The 7,255-nt window shown below is 54.3% G+C and carries 7 protein-coding genes; 4 read left to right on the top strand and 3 right to left on the bottom strand.

Annotated features, from left to right (window positions below; translation table 11 throughout):
• The 3 genes from VFG09_11250 to VFG09_11240 form a co-directional block, all read right to left on the bottom strand.
• A partial coding sequence (locus tag VFG09_11250; protein HET6515726.1) for a TonB family protein occupies positions 1–839 on the bottom strand: 839 nt, incomplete at its 3' end.
• Between the two features lie 183 nt (positions 840–1,022).
• Positions 1,023–1,445: a biopolymer transporter ExbD gene (locus VFG09_11245; GenBank protein ID HET6515725.1), complete on the bottom strand. Its 423-nt coding sequence runs from the start codon at positions 1,443–1,445 to the stop codon at positions 1,023–1,025.
• A complete protein-coding gene (locus VFG09_11240) occupies positions 1,442–3,223 on the bottom strand; it encodes a MotA/TolQ/ExbB proton channel family protein (GenBank protein HET6515724.1) in 1,782 nt (593 codons plus the stop codon). Before VFG09_11240 ends, VFG09_11245 begins: the two co-directional genes overlap by 4 nt.
• A 356-nt stretch (positions 3,224–3,579) precedes the next feature.
• Here VFG09_11240 and VFG09_11235 point away from each other — a divergent pair, with 356 nt between their 5' ends.
• From VFG09_11235 to VFG09_11220, 4 genes are all read left to right on the top strand, one after another.
• Positions 3,580–4,119: a DUF4337 domain-containing protein gene (locus tag VFG09_11235; protein ID HET6515723.1), complete on the top strand. Its 540-nt coding sequence runs from the start codon at positions 3,580–3,582 to the stop codon at positions 4,117–4,119.
• Positions 4,120–4,129: 10 nt separating this feature from the next.
• Positions 4,130–4,873 carry a hypothetical protein gene (locus VFG09_11230; protein ID HET6515722.1) on the top strand — a complete coding sequence of 248 codons (744 nt, stop codon included), beginning with the start codon at positions 4,130–4,132 and terminating at the stop codon, positions 4,871–4,873.
• A gap of 302 nt (positions 4,874–5,175) precedes the next feature.
• Positions 5,176–5,919: an SDR family oxidoreductase gene (locus VFG09_11225; GenBank protein ID HET6515721.1), complete on the top strand. Its 744-nt coding sequence runs from the start codon at positions 5,176–5,178 to the stop codon at positions 5,917–5,919.
• Positions 5,920–5,995: 76 nt separating this feature from the next.
• Complete coding sequence (locus VFG09_11220) at positions 5,996–7,177, top strand: acetyl-CoA C-acetyltransferase (GenBank protein HET6515720.1); 1,182 nt, start codon at positions 5,996–5,998, stop codon at positions 7,175–7,177.
• Positions 7,178–7,255: the final 78 nt, after the last annotated feature.

Here is a 7,255-nt window from a genome sequence, read left to right as displayed (position 1 = left end):
GTAACCATGATGTCCATTGTCCTCGGCATGGACTCTGGTGGCCGCGCTCTGAAACGGTAAGAGCGGAGGGCATTCATTATCGCCTGATCCATCCCGATATTCCCCGAAGTACTGGTGATCCGGTGACTAATGATTTTTCCGTTCTTGTCAATACTCACTCTAATGATGCATTGAAGATTGCCCTGGGGGATTCCTCCTTCGGCATCCAGCCGCTTAACGACCTGCTCTTTGATTTCTGCCGTCATGATATTGATATAGCCGGCGAACTTTGTCAGAAGAGGGACCGTGCCGTCCCACTTTGAGCTTCCGCCTCCTTTCGGGCTTCCGACCTTGGCAAGAATACTTCTGCCCCCTTTTCTCCCGACGAGACCGAAGCTGTCACCGCCTGCTCCGCCTTCGACATCCATGCCCAGTGTGTCGCCCGCCGGCGCATCAGAACTCTCTTTGCCCCCGCCTTCGACACCCGGCGCATCAGAGCCTCCTCTGCCGCCACCTTCGACATGTGCGCCCCTGCTGTCCGCTGCACGCGTTCCGTCCTGGGCGCCGGCCTTCCCGAGGACCTTCCCCTCCACCTGCATTCCCTGATTGCTGCTATCTTCCTCTTTTGGGACGCGCTCGATTCCCGATGCCTTTTCCTTTGGCCGGACTGAAAGCGGTGGCTTTGATGGCGGGTTCAGCGGCGGCTTCACTAACGTCACGGCAGCTACACGACTCTTTTCCCGGGGGCTGTTATCGGACAGTTCGTTTATGACGAAATAGACAGCGGCGCCCGCAATCACAAGAATCACCGCAATGAGACTCCATGGCACAGGCGGTTTTGTTTCCGGTTTGTCGTACATGTCTCATACCCAAATCAACAACCAGAGGCGCAGATATCGATTGCTATCCAAATCCAACGACCCAACGACCAAACCCTCTGGCCCTCAACGGCTCACTGCCGATGGGGCCGGTTGATTGAAATGTTTGATTCGACGCCTGGAGGTTCGAGCTGCTGCTTCGCATCGCATGCTTTTTCGTAAGCCTCACTTAACGAGCCTCTTCGTCACAATTCCCAGTTGATTAATATCAAGCCTCTGGAGGATGTCAAGGACCTCGACGACATTCTTGTACAATACGTTTTCATCCCCCCGGACCACTACCGGGATATTAGGATCCTCGGCCTTATACTGCCTGAGCCTGCTCTCCAGTTCTTCAATGGAGACCGGATAGCTGTCGAGATAGATTATCCCCTCTGCAGTGATTGTGATCGCCTTTGTTGATGCCTTGACCTGGCCTGCCGCAGCACTCGCCTTTGGAAGGTTGACGCTGATACTCTGCACGCTCGCTGTTACCGTAATCATAAATACCAGCAGAAGATTCCATGCCAGGTCGAGCATTGGGACCACGTTGATCTTGTCAATCACTTCAAACTCTTCATAGGGGTTGTCTATGGGGTTGTCCATCATAGGGCATCACTCTTCCTTTTTTCCAACATGAAAATAAAGGCGTCGATAAACATCTTCACGTCAGCGTTCAAATCTCTCATACGACCCGTGAGATAGCTATAGGCGTACAGGGCGGGAATGGCTACCATAAGTCCTGCCAGGGTGCAGGCGAGGGCCGATGCAACGCCCGGTGCGATGGCTGCCAGGTTGGCTTCGCTGCTCTCGGCGAGGCTGGCAAAAGTGTTCATGACCCCCCAGACCGTGCCCAGGAGCCCTAAAAAGGGCGATCCCGTAACAGCGATATTCAGGAGGAGCGTACCAGAGGCCAGCCGTCTGCTTTCCCGCATCGCCTCATTCACGACAGCCGCCCTTACCCCTGTCATGACGATATCGGACAGCTTGCGCGTATCTCCCTGTTCCTTCAGCAACGTCGCTAGTTCCTCGCATCCGGCCTGGTAAACCCTGTAAAAAGACCCATGGAACCTCTGCTTCTCTCCCACCATTTCCAGGGGATGCTTCATGCTGCGGAAGGCCTGATAGAATGAGGCGTTGCCTTTCTTTATCTCACGAAACATCCAGATCTTTTGCCGGTAAACAAAGAGAGATGCTATCCCTATGCTCACAATAGTCCCGATGATCACCCACCCATCAAGGGTATTGACCCTGATGATGACCTTCAGCAGGTGGATGGTAAGGGACTCGCTGCTACCCCCTGATTCCCCCTCCATGTAGGACGTCAGCACACTTTCAGGTTTCTGGCTCTCAAAGGCTGCCCTGATCCAACCGGCAGATCTGACAACGTTCGACAACTGAACTTCATCGAGGTCTCCTCTGAAAGCAGCGCCGATGATCATGGGGCTCGAGGGCGCCGGAACTGCGCCTTCAAGTCTGCTCGAGCCTGCCTCACTACCGTCAATATAGAGAGTGATCTGCTTGTCCGGTTCCATAGTCAAGGCAAGATGATGCCAGCGTCCCGCTGACAAAGGAGCGGTTCCCCCGGTCGTTGCCGCCTTCCGCTTACTCGAAGACGCACTTCCATAGGCTTTCCCATCATTGAGACCGACCACGATAGACTGTTTTCCGTCGTCCCATAAGAAAAGAGAGCTCTTGCCGGAGGACTGGAGCAGACGCACCCATGCGGAGAACGTAAATCCTTTGGTGAAGGTGAGCGACGGCGATCCGGTTATCGTCATCTGCCCTTCGGTGGCGCCGCTGAGCTGAGCGCCGTTTCCAACGACGGACGGAAGCCCCAGCTTGCCGGTAAAAGAAACTGCGTGGTTGTTGTAAGCAGTCGAGTCCCGGGGGTTACCGTCTTTCTCCGCAAGGTGATAGACTGCCAGCTGGTTCGTATCGTATGTGCCTCCCGCGCTCTGACCGTCGGGAGCGGAGGCATTCCCATAGTACATCCAGATGGAATCCTGGTTTGACCCGCCGGATAATCGAGGGACCCTGACCCAGAACAAGGCGATCTCCTCCCTGGGATCGAATTTCTCTATGTGATATTTTAGGGGGGTCTTATCGTCGCTGCTCACAAACCGAATGTCCGATCCGTCGGCGTTGGCGTTCGAGAACGTGAAGTTGCCCGTGTGGAGGCGTATGAGCACCGGGACATCGACCAGGCTTTCCTTGATATCTGCGGCCTTCGAAGAAGTGTCGAACTGGATCTTCATGCGCTGCTTCCATTTACCGTCCCACCATGCGTGCGCGGTCGGTGCCGCGAGGGGGACGAGCACCACTGTCGCTATAAAGCCGACGACTATCCTTTTCCACGAACTTCTTAATGTGCCAGGCCAACTCATGTTCCCTTCCCTCTTCTCAAAAAAAGCCCGCATCGAAGCTCTGTGCTCATGATGCGGGCTTTCTGGTGCCTTCATACGTGCCTGGTCAGCAAAGTACCCTTTGCACGGTATCGAAACAACTACATCAAAGAAGTGCTCTCCGCCCTTTCTTCTTACAGACCGTTCCTGCCATGATAATCCCTCTCAATTTCACCTTATCACCTCACGAAATGATTTGCAACTGACGGGGAAGAGGATTCTTCATGACTTGCCTAACCGGCTCAAACGATGCTTCAGTATGGGAACCAAAGGTTCTTCGGAATGTTTTATAATAGGGCTCGGAAACCCATGGAAACGGTGAACGTAAACCCTGAACTATGGCAGAAGAGAAGAAGGAGAAGTGGCTTAACTATCTAGCGCTGACGACGGTGATCTTCGCGGTCTGCGCTACGCTCTCTACGTTCAAGGTGGGGAGTTTTTCTACGAGGTCGGTGCTCGCCCAGTCCCAGGCCTCTGACCAGTGGTCCTATTTTCAGTCAAAGAGCATCAAAGGGTACCTCTATGAGCTCCAGAAGGAAAAGTTCGAACTCGAACAAAAGGCTGCCGGTCCAAAGCTTCCCAGGGCAGTATCCGAGGAATACGAGAGGAAGATCGATGCCTATGCCGGGAAGATAAGGAAGTACGAGGAAGAAAAGGCGAAGATTGAGAAAGACGCAAAGGCCCTCGAAACATTGAGGGATGAAGCACAGAGGCATTCCCAGGCCTTCGGAATGGCGGTGATCTTCCTCCAGATCGCGATACTCCTGTCGTCTATTTCCGCTCTCCTCAAGAAGAAGATCGTCTGGATCGTCGGACTTGTTACCGGCGGCTTCGGTTTAGTCTACTTCGTCAACGGCTTCATGCTTTTCCTCAAATGAAAGAGGGGGAATGGTGAAGCGATGGAGCTGGCAGGCCCTTCTCGTCGTCTCCCTTGTCACCTTGTCTGTGGCTATGTACATCGCACAGATCGTGATTTTCAAGAATCCCCGGGACACCTTCTTTTACCTCGTTCAGGATATCGCCTTTGTCCCTATTCAGGTCCTCCTCGTCACCTTGATCATTAACAGGCTCTTGAGTGAGCGCGAGAAACGGTCAAGGCTCGAGAAGCTGAATATGGTCATCGGCGTCTTCTTCAGCGAGGCAGGGACGAGGCTGCTCACCTATTTCTCGGACTGCGACCCGCGACTCGAGGAGATTAGAAGAGACCTCATCGTGACGAACAACTGGTCAGACGAAGAGTTCGAGCGTGTCGCCAGGCGTCTGAAAGAGTACCGTTACGGGATCGAGATCAGGAAGGTCGATCTCGGATATCTCAGGGACTTCCTACTCGGAAAGAGGGAGTTTCTCCTGAGGCTCCTCGAGAATCCGAATCTCCTCGAACATGAGTCTTTTACAGAAGTCCTCCTGGCGGTCTTTCATCTCGTTGACGAGTGTGCAGCAAGAGACGATTTCAAGGACCTTCCCGAGACCGATTATGCCCATCTCGCCGGCGACATCAGGAGGGCCTACACCTTACTGGTTCATGAATGGTTGGCATACATGAAGCATTTAAAGGACGCCTATCCCTATCTCTTCTCCCTCGCCATAAGAACCAACCCCTTTGACCTGTCGGCTTCACCGATTGTGCGTTGACCTTCATGTTGCAAGCAACTTTCAGGCTTCCTGCTAAGAGGTTTACGATGGCGTGAGGTAAACCCCGCTCTCAAATGCCGGTCGGTGAATCGCCGGAAGACCTCGAGATTGAGATTTTCCTCTTGATAATGCCATGTATTTGGTTATAATTATTTTATAGGGGGCTACTTGTAAAGAGCCTGAAGTCTATCCTTCAAGGGTTTTATCCCCTCATAGTCTCAGGACTCTTCGAGAAGGGATGCGTTACCTCTGAAAAGGAGCGACTCGCTGCGCCGAACAATACGAACAAGGAGGACGAAATCATGGAGATTGCGGGGAAGAAGGTCGTTGTAACAGGCGGAGGACGCGGAATGGGCAAGAAGTTTGCGGTCGATCTGAAGAAGCTTGGAGCGGTGCCCTTTGTCGTCGATGTGACTCAGGAGAGCCTCGATGCCCTGAAGAAAGAGGAGGGGATTTCCGGCAAGATCGTTGACGTATCAAAGGAGAAGGACGTCGAAGCGTTCTTTGACGGGTATGTCTCGGAAAACGGGGCCCCCGACGTACTGATCAACAACGCCGGCATCACATCAGACGCCCTCTTCATCAAGAAGAAGGGGGATGAGATAACGAAGTTCCCCTTTTCGAACTGGGAACGGGTCCTCGGCGTCAATCTGACGGGAGTTTTCCTCTGCGCCCGGGAGGCGGCATTCCATATGGTGAAGCATGGTGTGAAGGGAGTCATCATCAACATCTCTTCAATAAGTCGGGCAGGGAATCTCGGCCAGACCAACTACTCTGCGACGAAGTCGGCTGTTGACGCCATGACTGTGACGTGGGCAAAGGAGCTTTCGAGATACGGGGTACGGACCGGCGCGATCGCTCCGGGCTATATCAACACCGAGATGGTGGCGAAGATCAAGCCCGAGGTCCTTGAGAAGATCATCCAGAACATCCCCGCGGGCAGATTGGGTGAGATGGAAGAGATCTCCCAGGCAGTGCAGTTCATCATCAGGAACGATTTCTTCACGGGCAGGGTGATCGAGGTCGACGGAGGGATGAGGATTTGAGGGTGAAGGAGCAGGAGGGGCGGTTGTAGAGACAACATCAGAATAACGTGACCGGAAGTTGGGCAAGGGGGGAAGTATGGAAGCATATATCGTCGGAGGCGTGAGAACGGCAATCGGGAGGTTTGATGGGGCCTTGGCCCCGTTGGATGCGATTGAACTCGGTTCGGTCGTCATAAGGGAACTTGTCAGGCGGGCCGCTATCGAAGTGGAGGAAGTGGATGAGGTCATCATGGGTAACGTCATCCAGGCCGGGCTGGGACAGAACCCTGCGCGACAGTCGGCGGTTAACGCCGGCCTCCCTGAGCATGTGCCTTCCTTCACGGTGAACAAGGTCTGCGGATCAGGACTGAAGTCCGTTGCCCTTGCGGGACAGGCAATAGCGTCGGGTGCGGAGAAGGTCGTCATCGCAGGAGGCATGGAGAGTATGACGAATGCTCCCTATGTAACAAAGGCCATGAGATGGGGACAGCGCCTCGGCAACGCCGAGATGGTCGACACGCTCATCAATGACTCTCTCTGGGACAAGTTCTATGACTGTCATATGGGGATCACTGCCGAGAACATTGCGCTCAAGTACCATGTCACGAGAGAGGAGCAGGACGAATTTGCGGCCCATTCCCAAAACAAGACGGAAGAGGCGATCAAGGATGGCAAGTTCAAGGACGAGATCGTGCCTGTCATGGTGAAGCAGCCGAAGGGCGAAGACAAGATATTCGACACCGACGAACATCCCCGTTTTGGGACGACCGTCGAGAGCCTTGCGAAACTGAAACCGGCCTTTAAGAGCGGCGGAACAATAACAGCAGGAAACGCATCGGGGATCAATGATGGAGCAGGCGCAGTGCTCGTTGTGTCGAAAGAGATGATGGAGGGGTTGAAGCCGCAGTGGGCATTCAGGATCGTTGCGTCCCAGGCAGCGGCCCTTGACCCGGCTTACATGGGACTGGGGCCGATAAACGCCTGCAAGGCGCTTCTTAAAAAGGCAAAGCTTGCCGTTGATGACATAGACCTCGTAGAGGTGAACGAGGCCTTTGCCGCGCAATCGATCCAGGTGAACCGGGAGATGGGCTGGAACCTGGACAAGGTGAATGTCCTCGGCGGCGCCATCGCGATCGGACACCCTGTCGGGGCGAGCGGCACGAGGATTCTCGTCACGCTTCTCTACGAGATGGGCAGGAGGAATGTGACCCTCGGGCTTGCGTCCCTCTGCATCGGGGGCGGACAGGGGATAGGGATGATCCTCGAAAGGGTGAAGTGAACGTTCAGCGGCCCCTTCAAGACGAATAAGGGCCCTTTGAAAAGAGGGGCTTTCGCTATCCTTCGGGACAAGGGTGCA

The organism is Thermodesulfovibrionales bacterium (genome assembly GCA_035686305.1).
Classification (GTDB): domain Bacteria; phylum Nitrospirota; class Thermodesulfovibrionia; order Thermodesulfovibrionales; family UBA9159; genus DASRZP01.
Note: the sequence above shows the minus strand (reverse complement) of the source record. Positions and strands in the feature narration are given on the sequence as shown.

What these genes read in the sequence shown, in the direction of transcription:
- VFG09_11245 (HET6515725.1), bottom strand. Translation starts at nt 1,445, where the DNA reads ATGATGGACAACCCCATAGACAACCCCTATGAAGAGTTTGAAGTGATT.
- VFG09_11240 (HET6515724.1), bottom strand. Translation starts at nt 3,223, where the DNA reads ATGAGTTGGCCTGGCACATTAAGAAGTTCGTGGAAAAGGATAGTCGTC.
- VFG09_11235 (HET6515723.1), top strand. Translation starts at nt 3,580, where the DNA reads ATGGCAGAAGAGAAGAAGGAGAAGTGGCTTAACTATCTAGCGCTGACG.
- VFG09_11230 (HET6515722.1), top strand. Translation starts at nt 4,130, where the DNA reads ATGGTGAAGCGATGGAGCTGGCAGGCCCTTCTCGTCGTCTCCCTTGTC.
- VFG09_11225 (HET6515721.1), top strand. Translation starts at nt 5,176, where the DNA reads ATGGAGATTGCGGGGAAGAAGGTCGTTGTAACAGGCGGAGGACGCGGA.
- VFG09_11220 (HET6515720.1), top strand. Translation starts at nt 5,996, where the DNA reads ATGGAAGCATATATCGTCGGAGGCGTGAGAACGGCAATCGGGAGGTTT.